Source organism: Agromyces sp. Marseille-P2726 (assembly GCF_902809835.1).
In the GTDB taxonomy this organism is placed as follows: domain Bacteria; phylum Actinomycetota; class Actinomycetes; order Actinomycetales; family Microbacteriaceae; genus Agromyces.
On sequence record NZ_CADDWM010000004.1, the window covers coordinates 85,470 to 102,978 of the forward strand.

General features: G+C 69.5%; 15 protein-coding genes. 5 read left to right on the plus strand and 10 right to left on the minus strand.

Features of this window, described 5'->3' with window-relative positions; all coding sequences use genetic code 11:
• Positions 1-19 precede the first annotated feature (19 nt).
• The 7 genes from HUS56_RS01495 to HUS56_RS01525 form a co-directional block, all read right to left on the minus strand.
• Positions 20-1,498, minus strand: a complete 1,479-nt coding sequence (locus HUS56_RS01495; RefSeq protein ID WP_173921641.1) for a family 43 glycosylhydrolase — start codon at positions 1,496-1,498, stop codon at positions 20-22.
• A gap of 4 nt (positions 1,499-1,502) precedes the next feature.
• Entirely contained in the window at positions 1,503-3,029 is a 1,527-nt protein-coding gene (locus HUS56_RS01500) for a DUF6379 domain-containing protein (protein ID WP_173921642.1), read from the minus strand.
• Between the two features lie 50 nt (positions 3,030-3,079).
• Positions 3,080-4,384: a DUF6379 domain-containing protein gene (locus tag HUS56_RS01505; protein WP_173921643.1), complete on the minus strand. Its 1,305-nt coding sequence runs from the start codon at positions 4,382-4,384 to the stop codon at positions 3,080-3,082.
• A 31-nt stretch (positions 4,385-4,415) separates the two neighbouring features.
• Complete coding sequence (locus tag HUS56_RS01510; RefSeq protein WP_173921678.1) at positions 4,416-6,011, minus strand: GMC oxidoreductase; 1,596 nt, start codon at positions 6,009-6,011, stop codon at positions 4,416-4,418.
• 20 nt (positions 6,012-6,031) lie between these two features.
• Positions 6,032-7,525 (minus strand): MFS transporter, encoded by a 1,494-nt coding sequence (locus tag HUS56_RS01515; protein WP_173921644.1) that lies wholly within the window; start codon positions 7,523-7,525, stop codon positions 6,032-6,034.
• A gap of 128 nt (positions 7,526-7,653) precedes the next feature.
• On the minus strand, positions 7,654-8,451 hold the full coding sequence (locus tag HUS56_RS01520; RefSeq protein ID WP_173921645.1) for a hypothetical protein: 798 nt from the start codon (positions 8,449-8,451) through the stop codon (positions 7,654-7,656).
• Positions 8,448-9,488, minus strand: coding sequence for a Gfo/Idh/MocA family protein (locus tag HUS56_RS01525; RefSeq protein ID WP_173921646.1), 1,041 nt, complete (start codon positions 9,486-9,488; stop codon positions 8,448-8,450). Before HUS56_RS01525 ends, HUS56_RS01520 begins: the two co-directional genes overlap by 4 nt.
• A gap of 127 nt (positions 9,489-9,615) precedes the next feature.
• Between HUS56_RS01525 and HUS56_RS01530 the strand changes: the two genes are divergently transcribed.
• The 5 genes from HUS56_RS01530 to HUS56_RS01550 all read left to right on the plus strand — a co-directional run bounded on the left by HUS56_RS01530 (position 9,616) and on the right by HUS56_RS01550 (position 14,315).
• On the plus strand, positions 9,616-10,881 hold the full coding sequence (locus HUS56_RS01530) for an ROK family protein (RefSeq protein ID WP_173921647.1): 1,266 nt from the start codon (positions 9,616-9,618) through the stop codon (positions 10,879-10,881).
• Positions 10,882-10,966: 85 nt separating this feature from the next.
• Complete coding sequence (locus HUS56_RS01535) at positions 10,967-11,842, plus strand: ThuA domain-containing protein (RefSeq protein ID WP_173921648.1); 876 nt, start codon at positions 10,967-10,969, stop codon at positions 11,840-11,842.
• A 7-nt stretch (positions 11,843-11,849) separates the two neighbouring features.
• Complete coding sequence (locus HUS56_RS01540; protein WP_173921649.1) at positions 11,850-12,263, plus strand: DUF6379 domain-containing protein; 414 nt, start codon at positions 11,850-11,852, stop codon at positions 12,261-12,263.
• Positions 12,264-12,279: 16 nt separating this feature from the next.
• Positions 12,280-13,287, plus strand: a complete 1,008-nt coding sequence (locus tag HUS56_RS01545; protein WP_173921650.1) for a restriction endonuclease subunit R — start codon at positions 12,280-12,282, stop codon at positions 13,285-13,287.
• 95 nt (positions 13,288-13,382) lie between these two features.
• Positions 13,383-14,315, plus strand: coding sequence for a LysR family transcriptional regulator (locus tag HUS56_RS01550; RefSeq protein ID WP_173921651.1), 933 nt, complete (start codon positions 13,383-13,385; stop codon positions 14,313-14,315).
• Positions 14,316-14,325: 10 nt separating this feature from the next.
• Here the strand turns inward: HUS56_RS01550 and HUS56_RS01555 are convergent, their stop codons facing one another.
• Genes HUS56_RS01555 through HUS56_RS01565 form a run of 3 tightly spaced genes read right to left on the minus strand, consistent with a single transcriptional unit; the run spans position 14,326 to position 17,485 of the window.
• Entirely contained in the window at positions 14,326-15,309 is a 984-nt protein-coding gene (locus HUS56_RS01555; RefSeq protein ID WP_254431233.1) for a fumarylacetoacetate hydrolase family protein, read from the minus strand.
• Positions 15,306-16,355, minus strand: coding sequence for an amidohydrolase family protein (locus tag HUS56_RS01560; protein WP_173921652.1), 1,050 nt, complete (start codon positions 16,353-16,355; stop codon positions 15,306-15,308). Before HUS56_RS01560 ends, HUS56_RS01555 begins: the two co-directional genes overlap by 4 nt.
• Entirely contained in the window at positions 16,352-17,485 is a 1,134-nt protein-coding gene (locus tag HUS56_RS01565) for an FAD-dependent oxidoreductase (protein WP_173921653.1), read from the minus strand. The genes HUS56_RS01560 and HUS56_RS01565 overlap by 4 nt, the downstream gene beginning before the upstream one ends.
• Positions 17,486-17,509 lie beyond the last annotated feature (24 nt).

Sequence of the window (17,509 nt, forward strand, 5' to 3'; positions counted from 1 at the left end):
GGCGGCACCGCTGGACGCCTCAGCCGAGCGGGGTGTACCGGAAGTCGCGGAACCGCACCTCGCCGTCGCCGGCGGCGTAGATCGCGGGCCGCAGGCTCAGCAGGTCGGCGGCCGTGTTGACGTGGTACCCCGAAGTCTCGTACCGGATGCCGTGCCGGATCCACTCCGCGCCCGGCACGAGGTACCACGACGTGACGATATGCTCCTCGTTGCGGATCCGCAGCCGCATCCGCCGAGCGGAGGGCGCGGGTTCGCGCCAGTGGGTGCGCCGGCCGCCCGAGTAGCTCAGCATCTTCTCGCCATCGATGCCCATGCCGCAGAAGAGCCGGTTGTTGAAGAAGAGCAGCAGCCCACCCTCGACCGCGCCGGCTCCGAGTTCGACGTCGACCTCCACCTCGTACGAGTGGTGGCCCGTGAGGATGCAGAGCGGTGAGGTGTCGCCCGGACCCGACCCCTTGGTGCGCATGACCAGTCCGTCGTCCACGCGGAGTCGCTGCGCCTCGCCGGGGTCGGGCGCATGGAAGGCCCAGCGCTCGCCGAGGCGAAGCGACGTGAAGTCGTCGTCGAAGCCTGACGAGGCACGTTGCGGCGCGGCATCCCTCGGCGCGGCCTGCGGGGCACCGATGTCGTCAGCTGTCGCGACAGGCCAGCCGTCGTCGGTCCAGGAGATCGGCTCCAGCAGGATCTGTCGCCCAAGGGTGCGGAACCCGTTCTCGTACCCATGCGAGACCATCCACCAGTCCCCATCGACGGACTCTGTGCCCGGCCCCGGAAGGATGGACGCGTGCCCGCGCGACCACCATCGCTCACCGGCGTCTCGCGTGCGCGCGACCGGGTTGTGCGGGCTGTTCTCCCACGGCCCGTGCACCGAGCGCGATCGCGCGACGATGACCATATGGCCGGTCGGGGGCCCGGCGGTTCCACCGACGGCGCTCAGGAGGTAGAACCAGTCGCCGCGACGGAGCAGCTTCGGCCCCTCGAGGGCGTACGCCTCCGTCACCCACTCGTCGGGGTAGCGCCATCCGTCGTACGCGTGCTCGAGTTCTCCGATCGTGGAGAGGCCGTCGTCGGTGAGCGCGATGCGCCGGATGCCGTTGACGAACAGGTAGCGCCGGCCGTCATCACCGACGACGTGCCCGGGATCGATGGCCCCGCGGATGCCGAGGTCGATCGGCTCCGACCACGGTCCGGCCATCGACGGCGCGTGGATCACGAAGATCGACGGCTCCGTCAGCTTCGACCACGGCGTCGGGATGAACGGGATGTAGATGAAGAAGCGCCCGTCGTGCTCAGCGATGTCGACCGCGAACGTGCTGCCGAGCGGCTCGGGCAGCGCGGCGGACTCGAACGTCCAGTTCACGAGGTCGGTCGAGCGGTACAGCAGCAGGCCTGGTGCCGATTCGAACGACGAGTAGGTCATCCAGTACTCGTCGCCGACCCGGATGATGGCGGGGTCGGGGCGGTCACCGCCCAGCACGGGATTCGTGAAGGTCGTCATCGGTTCACCCGGGGCCGCCGGATGCCGCGGCGTCGGCCCCGACGACCCCGGCCTCGTTCGCGGGCTGCACCGCTCGCATGCTCGCGCGGATGAGGTCGTGCTGCCTGCGCACGAGCAGCAGCGGGTCCACCTCGCCGAGCTCGGCGAAGGCGTGGCCCTCCCATTCGCTCGACCAGTAGCCGCGGTAGCCGCCCTCGACGAAGACGCGCACGAGCTCGGGGTAGTCGATCGCCGGCTCCTTGCCGTGTTCGTCGATGTCGTAGAACTTCGCGTGCACGTGCAGGATCTGCGGCATGATGTCGGCCCACTCGCGCGGGTCGACGTGGCCGTGCATGTTGAACGCGAGGTGCGCGAAGGAGCCCAGCCGACCCGGGTCGAAGTCGCGCCCCTTCAGGTACCCGATGAACTCCTCCTGGCGCTCGCGCATCGGCGCGTCGGTCGCCCAGATCGCCTGCAGGCGCTCCACCGCCTCGGCGTCGAGCCCGGCCCGTGACACCGCGCGCAGCAGGGTCGGCGACATGCTGTGCATGGTCGCGGAGAAGTCGGCGACGAAGCCGAGCAGCGGCGAATCGAGCTCGGTGTACGTCTCGCGGACCTTCAGGATCGGCTCGGCGTTCGGACCCATCGGCGCGTGGATCTCGTACGCGAGCTGCAGGTCGAGCCGCTCCGCCACCGGCAGGAGGCGGCGCAGCAGCTCGGGCTTGGCCGACTGGATCCGCACGAGCGGGAAGCCGAGCCGGCTCGCGCCCTCGAACATCAGCTTCGAGAACTCGAACTCCTCGTCGGGTGTCATGTCGCGGTCGCGACGCCGTCCCATGTCGAGGTTCGCACCGAACGAGCTCGCATCGAACCCGTGGCGGTCGAAGGCGTCGCGCCACGTGCTGACGAACGCATCGGAGACGACCGGGTAGGTCGGCAGCACCTGCGACGCGACGATCTCGATCCCCGGACCGATGCCCAGCTCCGCGACGCGGTCGAGCAGTCCCGCGAAGTCGAACCAGCCCGCGCGGAACTCCGCGCTCGCCGAGTAGAGGGTGAGACCGAGCTCGAACGGATCGGCATCGGTGGCGGGCGGCGGCGGCGCGACATCCGACACCATCGCGGGAGCCGGCGCATCGCGGTCCGTGACCGTCAACGTGAGCGCCTGGCGGACGAAGTTCGGCACGTACAGGCCCGGTCCGCCATCGGAGCCGGGGGCGATCTGCATGTACGGCAGGCGCAGCTCGCCGACGATGCCGACCTCGTGCGCCTCACCGAGCTCGACGGGCATCGCCCGCTTCGCGATGAGCAGCGGGTGGGCCTGCAGGTACCAGAGCACCTCGGACTGCTCGGGAAGCTCGTCGAGCGTGTAGCGCACTCCGTCGAGTTCGAAGACGACGTCGTCGGCCGGCACCTCCTCGCCGTCGATCGTGAGTCGCAGCGACGTCACCGACGAGAGCCACAGGCTGCGATACCACGGCAGTGTGAGCGCGAGGGCGAGACCGTCGGGGTGCGTGCGGAGGCTGTCTTCCTGGATGAGTCCGTTCGGCATGGGGAGTCCGTTCTTGATTCGGTCGATGTTGAGTGGTCGGATGCCGCAGCTCAGTCGAGCCCCGAGGCGATGCGCCGGATCAGGGAGTGCTGCCGTCGCACCTGCTCGATCGAACGCCACGGGACGCGCTCGCCCTCGTACTCGCTCGAGAGGTAGCCCGTGTAGCCGGCGTGCTTGAGCGCCCGGAGCACCGGCTCCCATGGGATCTGCTGGTCTTCGAGGTGCTCGTCGATGTCGTGGAACTTCGCCTGGATGAACACGACGTACTTCGCGATGCCGGCGATGTCGGCCGGGTCGACCGCGATGCCGTCGAGGAATGCGGGTCGCTGGCCCGGGAGCTCGCCGGGCCGCAGCGGGATCGGTCGGTCCTGGAAGATGCCCGTGTCGAGCAGGAGGCCGAAGTGGTTGGTGCCGGTGCGCTCGATGAGGTCGATGTAGTCGTCGACGACCGGGTGCTTGATCGGGGTCGGCGAGTGGATCTCGGGGCAGATCACCACGTCGAGCTCCTGCGCCAACTCGAGCGAGCGCTCGACCGACTCGGTCCAGATCGGGTCGGGCACGAGGTCGCCCGACACGACACCGATCTTCGGACGCACGAACCGGAACCCGAGTCGATTCGCGAGCCGGAGGTCGCGCTGGAGCATTCCGGCGCCCTCGTCGACCGTGAGGCGGCGCGCGTTCGGGCCGCTCGAATGCAGGCGCGTGTCGATCCACGAGCCGTAGTTCGTCGGTTCGAGGCGGTACCGCTCGAGCAGCTCGAACCACCAATCGATCCACTCGGTCGTGGGCTCGGGGTAGCCCTCGACGTGGCCCTCGCCGAGGATCTCCACGCCGGTGGCGCCGGCGTCGGCGATGTGGGCGAGCGCCGTCTCGAGGTCGAGGACGGTGCCGTAGTCGGTCATGTAGCTGTACAGCGAGACGCCGTACTTGAACGGCCCGCCGTCGGCCTCGGGCGAGAGCGTGATGTGTCGCGTCTCGCGATACGTGCTGGGCTGATGCTCCTCGGGGATGTACGACATCCGCAGGCGCAGCTCGATCGAGACCTCGTGCACTCCATCGGGCAATCCGCCCTCCAGCGGCACCGTCACGATCGCCGCATCCTCGAGCGGCCAGCGCACGCCGTCGCTCTCCCAGAGCTCGGTCAGCGTGAAGGTGCGGCCGCCGAACGTCCAGAGCGGCACGTCTGGGCCGACGTCGACGAGGTCGCCGACGCGCACCGCGATCCCGTCGACGAGCGACGCGGCCATGCCCCGATACGAGGGCATGCGCACGCGGAACTGGAAGCCGGTCGCGCGCACGCCCTCGCGGACGTTTCGGAAGCCGGTGGACTGGATCAGGTCTCTTTCGAGAAGCATCGTCGCTCGCTCTCTGCGCGTTGTCGTGGATTCAGGCGGTGACGGATGCCGCGGCATCCGTTCGCAGCTGCTCGAGCGCCTTGCGCGCGCCCCGCACCGCGATCGCCACGCTCATGAGCGTCGGGTTCATGGCCGTGGCGGTGGGGATGAGCGCGTTGCCGCCGACGACGAGCCGCTCGTAGCCCCAGACCCTCGACCACGGGTCGGCGACCGAGGTGCCGTCGTCGGTGTCGCCCATTCGCAGGGTGCCCTGGTAATGCAGGCTCGACCCGTTCGGCATGAGGCGCGGTTCGGCCACGAAGGTGCCGAGTGCATCGCCCGCGCGGCGCAGCCGCTCGGTGGCCGCCTCGATCTCAGCGAGCTCCGTCGGTGTCAGCTCGTAGGTGATCGTCATGTTCGGGAACCCGCGATAGTCGAGCTCGTCGTCGTCGAAGGTCACGGCGTCTTCGAAGCGGGGGTGCTTGCGCATGCCGTAGCCCATGTTCACGTACCCCCATCGGTTCTCCGAGTACGGGGTTCCCGGCTCCATGAGGAACGGCGTGGTTTCGGAGTACATGACCTGCAGCGAGAACGGATGATCGGGTTCCGAGAAGGGGATGCGATTCCCCGCCGCGACCGGATCGGCGGGGTTCTCCGCCCGCCGTGCGAGTTCCTCGTCGAGCTGCTCCTCGCTTGCGAATCGACCCATCTTCTCGGCGTCCAAGGCGACGGTCGAGATGACGACCGGGTGCTCCGTGAGGTAGTGCCCGAGCGCCCGTGGACGGATGCCCGAGGCCCACAGCAGCTGCGGCGAGCGGAACGCGTCGGCCGCCACGACGACGAGGTCGGCGGCGACGAACGAGGTCACCCTGGTGCGAAGGTCCTCGACCGTGACGCCGGTGACGACCTCTCCCTCGTGCTCGAGGCGGCGCACGAGCGTGAGGTCGTGCAGCTCGAACCGCTCGGCCAGCGGGCTGTCGGGCTCGATCAGGGGACCGAGCACGACATCGGCTCCGGCCCAGCGCATCGTCCCGTCGGGCTGCGGGTCGCCGGCCACGGGCAGCGTGCTCGGCCCGTACCCGTCGGGCAGCTCGCCGGCGAACTCCTCCTCCAGAAGCGACCGGATGGCGCCGCCGACGGCCGAGTCCGCGAACGCCGCACTCTGAGCGTGCAGCAGGCGCTCCGCCGTGCCGATGAGCTCCTCCCACTCGTCTTCGGGGATGAACCGAACCTTCTCGCTGAACGCGGGTCGCGGGATCGCGCACGTCCAGTGTGCCCCCTGACCCCCGACGTTCGTCGAACCGGCGGCCGCGGGGAACGTCGGCGCGTGCGCGGACCCGTCGCCGCCGAAGTCGAGCAGGTGGGTCCCCTGCCGTGCCGTGAACATGCCCTCGACGACGCTGGCGGCCGGGATCCCCAGCGACTCGCGCAGCTCTCCCGCCTGGGGTCCCTGCGAGAGTTCGCGCGCCCGCGCCTTCTCGACGGGGTCTGCGATGTTGCGCACGCTCTCACCCGGCCGGTCGGTCAGCTGGGGACCGGCCTCGAACATGACGACTCGGGCGTCGGGATGGCCCTCGAGCAGGAGGCGGGCGTACGCGGAGCCGATCGGCCCGCTGCCGACGACGGCGATGGTGGGGTGGTGCGACATCAGGATCTCCTCTTCGAGGCTCATGCGGTCAATGGTTCGGATGCGGCATCCGTCGATGGTTCGTGCTCGTCCGACAACCGGCCGGGCGGGAGGGCGACGGCTGCGATGATGCCGATGGCATACGTGACGGCAAGTGCGAAGAACACCGGGGCCATCACGTCGCCATAGATCTGCGCGATCTCTGCCTGCACGGCCGCGGATGACCCGTGGACCAGCTGGGGGGTCAGTGCCGAGGCATCAAACGTCGACGGCAGGCGCGCCGCGACACCGACCCCGATCACGCCGCCGACGATGGCCGTGGCCACCGTCGAACCCATCTGGCGCACGAGGTTCGTGGTCGCCGTCACGGTGCCGGTCTCGGTGCGCGGCGCGGCGTCCTGCACGACCGCGATGACGAGGCTCATGAACGAACCCGTGCCGAGGCCCACGACGAACATGACCGCCATGGGAACCCAGAGCGGTGACGCGATGGGCAGCAGGGCCATGACGAACAGGCCGGTTGCACCCAGCACGGTGCCGACGATCGGGAACACGCGGTAGTGGCCGGTGCGACTCGCGAGCCACCCGGTGAGGAGATTCGACACGAGCATGCCGAAGACGGTCGCGATCGGCACCAGTCCCGAGACGGTGGCGCTCGTGCGATACGCCATCTGGAAGTACGTGGGCAGGTATGCCGTCACCGAGAAGAGTCCGATGCCGATGATGGCCGACAGGGCGATGCCCGCCGCGATCGTGCGGTCGGCGAAGAGGCGCAGGGGCACGATCGGTTCCGCGGCGCGCAGCTCGATGAGGAAGAAGGCGGCGAACGTCAGCGCAGCGATCGTGAACGCGACCACGGCCTGGAGTCGCACGGCCGGGTCGCCGATCCAGGTCACTGCGAGCACGAGCGCGACGAATGCGATCGTGAAGCTGATCGACCCCGCGACGTCGAACCGTCGGCGCGTGGCGCCCTCCACGTGCGGGATCGCGAACACCGCGAGCGCAAACGCTGCGAGTCCGAGCGGCAGGTTGATCCAGAAGACCCAGGGCCAGCCCCAGTAGTCGGTGATGAGCCCGCCGAGCACGGGCCCGACGAGGATTGCGATGGGGAACGCGGCGCCGATGATGCTGAGGTACCGCGGGCGCTGCCTCGGGGTGGTCACGTGCGCGACGATCGTCTGCGACATGAGCTGCAGACCGGCCGAGCTCATGCCCTGCGCAACGCGCGCGATGACGAGTTGCGTCATGTCCTGCGCGAAGCCGCAGGCGGCAGATGCCGCGAGGAACACGACGAGCGACGTGAGGAACACGAGCCTGGGACCGACGACGTCGCCGAGCTTGCCGAGCACGGGGAGGAGCACCGTGCTCGCGAGCGTGTAGCCCACGACCACCCAGCTCATGTGCTCGAGCGCACCCAGTTCGCCGGCCACCGTGGCAAGCGAGGTCGACACGACGGTGTGATCGAGTGCTCCGAGGAACGACACGGTCAGGAGCGACGCGACGAGGAGGCGGAGCCTGAGCGGGGAAAGCGACATACGTGGTTGATCCGAACGATCGGCCGTCGACGCGACAGGCTGTGCCCCGATCGCAGCCTCACGACCGGGAACGGATCCGAGGATCCCGACGTCAGGTCGATTCTAAGCAGTCTTTCGCCAGAATTCAACTAAAGAATGTCGTTCCATGCCTGATCCCGGCCGAAGACGGCTGACGCGGCCTCGGCGTCGTGCCGCAGATCCTCCAGATCGCGGATCGCGCCGCCGCCCGTGACGGCATCGATCGCGCGGCGCAGGGCGCTGCGCTCGCCGGCTTCGAACAGGGCGGGCTCGATCAGCCGTCCGCGACTGGTGGTGGTCGTGAGCGTCAGCCGTCCCATCGGCGCATCGAGCTCGACCTCGGTGCCCGTCTCTCCGAGCGCCTGCACGCGCACGATCGCACCTCCGAGCCGTGCCTGGGTGATGATGAGGGATCCGACGAGTCCGGTGCCCTCGGCCCGCACCAGTGCGGTGCCGCCGGTCGGGCTGACCGTCGCGGTGACGACGCGCAGGGAGGCATCCGACAGTTCACGAAGCCACCCGAGCGCATCCCGGACCGCTCCGACCAACTGCACCGACTCGCCCGCACACTCAGCCGCGAACACCCTCGGCGCGACGCCGCCTCGCTGTGCAACCGCCGCGGCGGCGAGGTCCGCGCGAAGGAGCGGGCGATGCACGACCACCGGCACCCCGATGCGCTCCGCGAGTTCGCCGAGTGCCGTTCGAGGCACCTCCCCGGGATCGTCGACGACCAGCCCGGACGCCCCTGCGGCCGCGGCGGCTTCGGCGGGCTGCCACCAGTCGCCCCGCCCGTCGACGACGACCACCGCACCGGCAAGCCGGTCGACGAGCGTGGCCCTGGCCGGCAGGCCGTCGACCGCGGCGCGGTACTCGTCGAGCTCGGCGACGACTCCGATTCGGGCACTCACGGCGTCCCCCCGCGGCGAACCGCCTCCGCCGCCGCGTCGGCAAGGGCGATCGTGAACAGCGCGTCGTCGAGCACCTCGTGGTACTCCATCGTGGCCGCGCCCTCGAGCAGCGCATCGAGGGCCTGCCACTCGCGCAGGTAGCCGTCGTCGGGTTCGCGGCGGTAGCTCGTGGTGCGAACGTCTCCGGCGCGAACTCGCACGGTCGCGCTGCCGGCGTGCACGAACGCCGGCGGGAATTCGACGTCGACACGGTCGGCCGACGTGCCGATGCTGAGTCGCCAGAGCGCGTCGGGACCGTCGGGAAGCATGACCGCCGTCAGGACGACGTGGATGCCGCTTGCTCGGAATCCGATGGTGTACCCGATGGGCGGCACCGCTACGGCGAAGTCGACGCCTTCGAAGTCGCGTGCCAGGTCCCGAACCGCAGGCAGGTCGTGCACGGCGAGTCCCAGCACGAGCTGCCGCACGACGGACGCCGCCAGGTCGGGGTCGGCGAGGTCGGGCCCGCTGCGGGCTGGCGCGGCGCCCGGCTCGAGCTCCGTGACGGCCGCGTGGTACCGGTCGTTCGGCGGGAGGGCGACCGTCACCGCGATCGTGCGAATGTCACCCTCGAGCGCGACGAGGTGGTGCTTCGCGCGATCCCATGCCCCGTCGTAGAAGTGGTTCGTGGCCACGAGCAGCCTGACGCCCGCGCTCCGACATGCGTCGATCACCGCGTGCGCCTCCTCCGCTGTGGTGGCGAGCGGCTTCTCGCAGAGGATCGCCGTCACTCCGGCGTCGACGGCGTCGAGGATGTTCCGAGCGTGCTCACTCGGCGGACTGCAGACGGCGATGACCTGGACCGACGGGTCCGCGAGGAGCTCCGCGACGCCTCGCGACGCGGGGACGCCCAGCCGCTCCGCGAGCGCGGCGGCGCGTCCACTGCCGCGGTCCGAGATGTGCGAGACGCGGAACCGGTCGCGGAGCCTCGCGAGCGTTGGGAGGTGCAGGGCAGCCACACCCGGACCGGCACCGATCACTCCGACCCCGCGCGACATTCGACCACCTCCCGCTCTCTTTGCTCACCGCAACTTCTGTCATGACTATACAAAAGCTGTGGACATCCGTGTCCATAGTTGCACCCGGATTCGCTCACATCCGCTGACGTTATGTCAGAATCGCTACATGACACGCGAGTCCACACTTCGGTTCGGCGCTCAGACCGACGAGGTGACGAGCCTGCTGCGCATCGTCAACCTCGTGCGAACCGGCGAGGCAACCACCCGCCCCGAGATCGGTCGAGTGACCGGACTCGGCCGCGGCGTCGTGACGCAGCGAGTCGACCAGGCGATCGAGATGGGCTTCCTCGCCGACGGCGACTACGGTCCGTCGTCGGGCGGCCGAGCGCCGCGCACCCTGCGCTTCCGCTCCGACCAGGGCCGCATCGTGGTCTGCGCGCTCGGCGCTCTGCACATCCGCGTCGGCATCGCGTCGCTCGACGGCGACATCGTCGACCACATGCACGAGCCGTGGGACATCGCGCGCGGGCCCGCCGAGACCATCGAGCGGGCGCTCGAGATGCTCGACGAGATCCTCGCGCGCCACGATGACGTGCCCGTGTGGGGCGTCGCCGTCGGCATCCCTGGCCCGGTCGACTTCGAAAGCGGCCGCCCGGTCGCCCCTCCCATCATGCCGGGGTGGAACGGCTTCGACGTTCGCCGCCGCTTCGAACAGCGATTCGACGCGCCGACCTGGGTCGACAACGACGTGAACCTGCTCGTGTTCAGTGAACGTGCTCGGCGCCAGGAGGAGGCGCTCGACCTCATCTTCTGCAAGGTCGGCTCGGGCATCGGCGCCGGCCTGCTGTCCCGCGGGCGGATCCACCGCGGCGCGAACGGCGCGGCCGGCGACATCGGCCATGTGCGCGTGCGCGAGTCCGAGACGCAATGCCGCTGCGGCAAGGTCGGATGCCTCGAGGCGGAGGCCGGCGGATGGGCCCTCAAGCGCGACGCCGAGGCCGCGGTCGAGGAGGGCGCGGGCGGCCCGCTCGCACGCCATGTCGCGGAGAACGTCGAGATCACGCCCGAGCTCATCTCGCTCGCCGCGGTCGACGGTGACGCACTGGCGATCTCGCTGATCCAAAGGTCGGCCAGGCTCGTCGGGGAATCGATCGCGGCCCTGGTGAACATGTTCAACCCGGCGGTGATCGTGGTCGGCGGTGCGGTGTCCTCGGCAGGCGAGGTCTTCCTCGCAGAGGTCCGCCAGCGCGTCTACGAGCTCTCACTGCCCCTGGCCACGCGCGATCTCAGCATCGTGCGATCCCACGGCGATGAGAAGGAACCTCTGCGCGGTGGCGCCGAGATGGTGCGCGAGCAGCTGTTCGACGCGACGTTCCCACGATGGTTCGCCCACGGTCGCCCGTCGATCGACGCCATCGCGATGGCCTCATGAACGGCTTCTTCCTACTTCTGACATAACAGTGTATCTTCTCGTCTGAAGTGAGCGACGCTGCACACCAGACACGAAGGAGTGGGACATGCCCGGGGGCAAGATCTCGACGCTGATCATCACGGGAATGACGGACGTGCACCACGACTGGCGTGCGACCACGCCCGCACTCACCCGACTCCTGGAAGGCACGGGGCGTTTCGACGTGCGCGTCACTGAGGAGTTCCGCGGCGCCACCGCTGCCACGCTGAAGCCGTACGACCTCGTCATCGTGAACTACTACGGCCGGCACGATCCCTGGCGCGACGTACCCGAGGAACGATTCGGCCCCGAGGCGGAACGAGCCCTCTTCGAATTCGTCGCGAGCGGCAAGGGCTTTATCGCCTACCACCCGACGCTCGCCGGCGGCGTCGGGTGGGACCCCGAGTACGAGCGGCTCCTCGGCGGCGTGATGCGCGAGACCACGTCGCGGCGCGCCCCCAACAACGACTTCCTCCTCCACACTGCCGACGAACATCCGATCACCGCCGGCTGGCCCGCCGAGTTCCCGCACTACGGTGACGACCTCTACGTCGGGCTGAAATGGCCCGACGACGTGAAGAAGACCATCCTGCTCACCGGCTGGGACAATCCCCTGCGCTACACCCAGGTGCCATCGCAGTGGCGCGCTCTCCCGGGCATGGGCGACGAGCACCCGGTCGCCTGGACCGTGGAGTACGGCGCCGGTCGTGCGGTGTCGATCGGCATCGGTCACAACGTCGCCGCCATCGGGCACCCCGCGTTCCGCGCACTCTTCCCCCGCAGCGCGGAGTGGGCGGCCACTGGGCAGGTCACCATCCCGACCCCCGACGATCTCGGTGACGCGATCGAGGGCGGCGACTGGTGGCCGACGACCCTGGAGCCCATGGTGCGGAAGATGTTCGACGAGTGGGTCGCCGCCGGCGAGCCCGCCGCGCAGAAGTGACCTGCCCGTGACGCTCGCCGCGCTCCGCGATGACGCGCTCTCATCCAGTGACGACGGGTTCACCCTCCGACTCAGCCTGCCGTGGATCCGGTCGCTGCCGCTGTCGAGCCTCCACGAGCTCGAGGTCAGGATCGATGGCGATCGCATCGACGGGCTCCGCATCATGCTCGGCGACCGCCTGATCGAGTCCGAGCTCGTCTCACGAGAACGGGGCTGGTGGTTCCTGCAGGATCGCGTCGCGATTCGCGGGACACGGGTGCTCGAACCTGGCGCACACGACGTCGCCGTGTCCTTCCGGCTCGTCATCCCGTACCTTCAGGCCGGTACCGACGGCCCGCTCACCCTGCCGTTCCACGTCGCGCAGTCACTGGTGCTGGATGCACCGGCTGCGACCACATCGGTCTCGCGCGATGTCGCTTGACCCTCGAGGAATCACCGTGATCGATGAACTTCCCAGCGGATGGACGCAGACGGCGAGCGCCTTCAACTGGACCCCTGAGGTGATCCGCGCCGAGCGCCCGGCTCCCGACATCGCCGTCGGAATCGTGGCCGACGGCGTCAGCCCGGTCATCGAGTTGGAGCCCGGACAGCTTTGGCGATCCTTCCCGGAGCCCGCCGACATCGAAGTGGACGCGCTGCGACGTGGACTCGACGGCGTGGGAGGCGCTGTGAGCATCGTCGGTGCGAGCCTCGATGATTGGCTCGACACCGGCCGACGCCGCGACGATGACGAACGACTCGGGTTCCTCCTTCCCCAGTTGCACGCCGCACGCCGCGTCGGTGCAACCGCGGTGCGGTTGCCGATCGGCCAAGCCGGCGAGCCGCTCCTGCGGCGACTGGTCCCGACCCTGGGGGAACTCGACCTCGTGCTCTTCGAGGAGATCCAAGGGCAGCAGACCCCCACGTCCGCTGCTGCGGCGGCCGCGATCGACGTGATCGCGCGCTTGGATGAGCCGCGCGTGCGGTTGCTGGTCGACATCAGCATGCTCATGCCGGCACTCCCGTCGACCTACCTCGAGCAGCTGGCTGCAGCGGGCATCCCGAACCACCTGCTCGCGCGCCTTCGCGACGAGTGGCGCGACCCCAAGACGAACGACGTCGTCGTCGAGGTACTCCGATCGGGCACGGTTCCTCCCACCATCCACACCCTGTACATGAACCTGCTCGTACGATTCGGGCGATCGGACGCCGCTGACCTTCGCGACATCCTTCCGCTCGTCGGCGCGTTCCACCTGAAGTTCTGGGATCTCGACGACACCGACGACCGCGTGTCGGCCCCTCTCCGGGATCTCGGAGGGGAGCTGACGCGTGCGGGCTTCACCGGGACGCTGTGCAGCGAGTGGGGCGGACACGAATGGCTCGTCGACGCGGATGCCACAGACATGACCCGCCGTCATCTCGCGCTCGCGCGCGACGTACTGCTGCAGGCCGCCGCTGGGAATTGACGTCGTCACGCATCACCTCGCGCGATGTCCTAGCGGGGAAGATAGACGCCGCTGATAGACTGATGGTCCATCCTCACCCGAAGGAACACGACGACGTGGCCGACCAATCCCCGCTCTCCAGGCTCGACCTGAATCTGCTGGTCTCACTCGACGCGCTGCTCACCGAGCGAAGCGTCACGCGGGCGGCTGAACGGCTGCATCTCAGCCAGCCGGCGCTCAGCGCATCGCTCGCCCGACTCCGCACGCACTTCAACGACCCGATCCTCGCCAGGACCGGGAACACCTATGAGCTGACCCCGCTGGCATCGCGCCTCTCCGAACACACCGCCGCGGCCCTCGACGCCGCCCGTCGGGTCTTCGAGAGCCAGGCCGAGTGGGATCCGAGCGAATCGACGCGCGAGTTCTCCATCTACGGCTCCGACTACAGTGTCTCGACAATGGGGCGACGCATCGCCGCTCTGGCGGCGGATCGTGCCCCCGGGGTGCGCTTCCGCTTCATGATGCACAACCCGCAGATCGTCGACGACGCCGCGAATCGACTCCGCGGCTCCGACGCCCTGCTCATGCCCCACGGCTTTCTCACCGACCTGCCGTTCACCGACCTCTGGACCGACACGTGGGTGGTGATCGCCTCCGACGACAACACCGCCATCGGCGACGAGGTGACCCTCGAAGACGTCGGACGACTTCCCTGGGTGTTCACGTACCTGTCCCGCTCGGCCTTCACCTCGGCCACGCGGCAGATCCAACAGCTCGGCATCGAGCCCCGGGTCGAGGCGGTCGTCGAGAGCTTCCTGGCGATGCCGATGTTCGTCGCGGGAAGCGATCGCCTCGGGCTGATCCAGGCCGGACTCGCGGACTACGCCCGCGACGTGGGTGGCGTGCGGGTGCTGGAGCCGCCGTTCGCGGCGACACCCATCCACAACGCGATGTGGTGGCATCCGGTGCACCGCCGTGATCCCGAACACGAGTGGCTGCGCAACCTCGCCGTCGAGGCGGCGAGCGATCTGCGGTCCGAGGCGGCCTGACCGCCTTCCGTCACGTCCGTTCGCGAGCCCGCGAGCGCCGCTGGGCGGGCGGGATGGCAGGAACCCCGTGAGCGCGGCCGACGACATTTCGGATCTCGCCGACGCGCTCGACCCGCATGACCACTTCGTCGCCCGCGGCGAGTGGGGGCGGCGTCAGCTCTCCTGCTCGCCCCCACAGCTCCGCGAGGCACCCGCCGTTGCCGGCCGTGCCCGACCCGAGCACATCGCCGGGAACGACGCGCGAGTCGCGCGAGGCGTAGGCGACGAGGTCGCCGAAGGGCCACCCCATGTTCGAGAGCAGGTCGTTGCCGACGCGGCGGCCGTTCACGGAGACCTCCATGCGGATCGGCAGGAAGCCCTCATCGTCGACGAGGTCGTCGAACTCGTCGGCGGTCACGATCCATGGCCCGAGGGTCGTGGCGAAGTCTTTGCCCTTGGCCGGCCCGAGCCGCACCTTCATCTCCCGTCCCTGCACGTCGCGGGCCGACCAGTCGTTGAAGATCGTGTACCCGAAGATGTGGCTCGCGGCGTCGGCCGGTGCCAGGGCGCGGCCGTCGGAGCCCGCGACCGCGCCGATCACCGCGCCCACCTCGAGCTCGAAGTCGAGCCGCTCGGTCGCCGGCGGTCGAACCTCGGCTCCGGTCGCGATGATCGAGTGCGGGTTGGTGAAGTAGAAGGTCGGGAACTCGTACCACTCGTCGGCCACGTGGCTCGCGCCGTCGACCGAAGCGGTGACGCCCTCGACGTGCTCCTCGAACGCCACGAAGTCGCGCACGCTCGCGGGCACCAGCGGGGCGAGCAGCTCCACGGAGTCGAGCGGGACAGCGGATGCCGCAGCCTCACCCACGACCTCGGCGGCGAGCGCGGGCAGCTCGGCGAGCCCGGCCGCGAGCACGTCGGCCACCGTCATGCCGCGCGGGAAGCGCACGACACGGTCGTCGATGACGAACCCCTCCCCGACGGCACCGTCGTGGCTCCACCTGGCGATCCTCACGCGACCACCCGGCCCCGGAGTCGGGCCGGCAACAGCTCGGCTGCGTTCCCCGAGAGGATCGCCAGCTCGTCGGACTCCGCGAGACCGGCGTCGCGCACGCGCTCGACCGGGTCATCGACGCCCATGTCGAAGGGGTAGTCGGTGCCGAGCAGCACCCGGTCCGCGCCGACCGCCTCGACCAGCGCCCGCAGGGCCGTCGGCGTGTGCACGAGCGAATCGAACCGCAGACGTCGCAGGTACGACGAGGGCACCTCGCGACATCCGCGGGCCTCGGGACGCACCTGCCACGCGTGATCGGACCGACCCAGGAACGTCGGCAGGTACCCGCCGCCGTGCGCCGCGATGATGCGCAGCTTCGGATGCCGGTCGAAGACGCCGGAGAAGATGAGGTGCGAGAGCGCGACGGCGTTCTCGACCGGCTGTCCGACGGTGTTCGAGAGGTAATAGCGGTCGAGCCGCTCGTCAAGGCTGCAGCCGAACGGGTGCAAGAACACGATGGCGTCGAGCTCGACGGCGCGCATCCAGAAGGGCTCGAGCCGCTCGTCGGAGAGCTCGACGTCGCCCGCGAACGATGAGAGCTCGACCCCGACCAGCCCGTTCGCGACCATGGCGTCGTCGAGCGCGTCGACGACCAGGTGCGGATGCTGCAGCGGCACGAGTCCGAGCCCGAGCAGCCGGTTGGGCGAGCCCGCGACGTGCTCGGCGATCGCGCGATTCGCCTCCCGCGCTGCCCAGGCGGCGAGTTCCTCGCCGGCCCACGGATAATAATGCGACGGCGATGGCGAGACGACCTGTGCGTCGACGCCCTGACGATCCATCTCCCCGAGGCGCGCGTCGAGCGATGTGAGCAGCGGCATCCGCTCGCCGATCATGCGCCCCGAGGCGGCGAGGCTCTCGTGGCCGTTGCGGCGCGCCTCGAGCGCCTGCGCCGCCGCGAAGCCCTGGGGGTCGCGCTCGGCAATGGCGGCCTGCAACGCGGGCAGAAGCAGGTGCGCGTGCACGTCGACGATGGGCGACGCGGCGTGGAGCGACGATGCGGCGGTCATGCCGGCTCGCTCACGAGCGTGGCGATGCGTCGCATGAGGCCGGGGACGTCGGCGTGCTGCACGTGGTCGATCTGCCACTGACCGAGCTGCACGGATGCCTCGACGACCTCGGTCGCGCGCGGAAGCCGTCGCGCGTGGAACTCGTCCCAGAGCGCCTGATCGACGTCGTCGCGGTCGAGCAGCAGCTCGGCGAGCACGAGCGCGTCCTCGGCCGCCTGCGCCGCGCCCTGCGCGATAGTGGGCGGGCAGCTGTGCGCGGCCTCCCCGATGATGACGACCCGACCGCGATTCCACGCCTCGGGGACCACGTGCTTCGTGAACCATGTGTAGTTGACTCGTGAGGCGTCATCGAGCGACTCGCGGATCTCGTTCCACGGACCGCCGTACGCCTGCGACAGCTCCTTCATGACTCTCACGCCCTCCGCGGGCGAGAGCAGGTGCCGATCCTGGGCGGGCTCCACCAGATAGGCGTACATCATCTCCTCGCTCGTCGGGCAGTATCCGGCGATGTAGACCGGGCCGCCGTAGTAGAGGTCGGTCTGCGTGACGTCCTTCGGGCGCGGCACGAAGGCGCGCCAGATGCCCATTCCGGTGCGCTCGGGCTGGACGTCGATACCGAGTTGCCTGCGGATGTCGGAGTGCAGGCCATCTGCGCCGATGAGGAGGTCGAATCGACCCGTCGATCCGTCGGAGAGGGTCACGTCGACGCCGTCGTCGTCCTGCGTGAAGCTCGTCACGGTCGTGCCGTAGTGGATCCGGGCGCCCAGCTCGATAGCCCGATCGGCGAGGATGCGGGCGAGGTCGGGGCGGTACATGCCGGCGACCGCCGGGTACTCGGGACCGCCCGTCCGTGCGTCGGGAATCTGCGCGATGACCGGGGCGTCGGGGCCGGGAGCCCGCAGGCCGGTCTGGTCGAAGGTATAGCCGGCCTCCTTCACCTTCCCCCACACTCCCAGTCGGTCGAACACCCGCAGGGCGTTGCCCTGAAGGGTGATGCCGGAGCCGAGGGCGGACAGGTCGGGCTTCTGCTCGAAGACGTCGACCTCGACGCCGCCCTCGGCGAGGAGGATGGCTGCTGCGGTGCCGGCCACGCCGGAGCCGACGATGGCGACGCGGGATACAGCGGTCATTGGTGGGTCCCTTCTTGTGCAGAT

Bases quoted from the DNA above. Each gene is read 5' to 3' on its own strand.
- HUS56_RS01495 (WP_173921641.1), bottom strand. From the start codon at position 1,498: ATGACGACCTTCACGAATCCCGTGCTGGGCGGTGACCGCCCCGACCCC.
- HUS56_RS01500 (WP_173921642.1), bottom strand. From the start codon at position 3,029: ATGCCGAACGGACTCATCCAGGAAGACAGCCTCCGCACGCACCCCGAC.
- HUS56_RS01505 (WP_173921643.1), bottom strand. From the start codon at position 4,384: ATGCTTCTCGAAAGAGACCTGATCCAGTCCACCGGCTTCCGAAACGTC.
- HUS56_RS01510 (WP_173921678.1), bottom strand. From the start codon at position 6,011: ATGTCGCACCACCCCACCATCGCCGTCGTCGGCAGCGGGCCGATCGGC.
- HUS56_RS01515 (WP_173921644.1), bottom strand. From the start codon at position 7,525: ATGTCGCTTTCCCCGCTCAGGCTCCGCCTCCTCGTCGCGTCGCTCCTG.
- HUS56_RS01525 (WP_173921646.1), bottom strand. From the start codon at position 9,488: ATGTCGCGCGGGGTCGGAGTGATCGGTGCCGGTCCGGGTGTGGCTGCC.
- HUS56_RS01530 (WP_173921647.1), top strand. From the start codon at position 9,616: ATGACACGCGAGTCCACACTTCGGTTCGGCGCTCAGACCGACGAGGTG.
- HUS56_RS01535 (WP_173921648.1), top strand. From the start codon at position 10,967: ATGCCCGGGGGCAAGATCTCGACGCTGATCATCACGGGAATGACGGAC.
- HUS56_RS01560 (WP_173921652.1), bottom strand. From the start codon at position 16,355: ATGACCGCCGCATCGTCGCTCCACGCCGCGTCGCCCATCGTCGACGTG.
- HUS56_RS01565 (WP_173921653.1), bottom strand. From the start codon at position 17,485: ATGACCGCTGTATCCCGCGTCGCCATCGTCGGCTCCGGCGTGGCCGGC.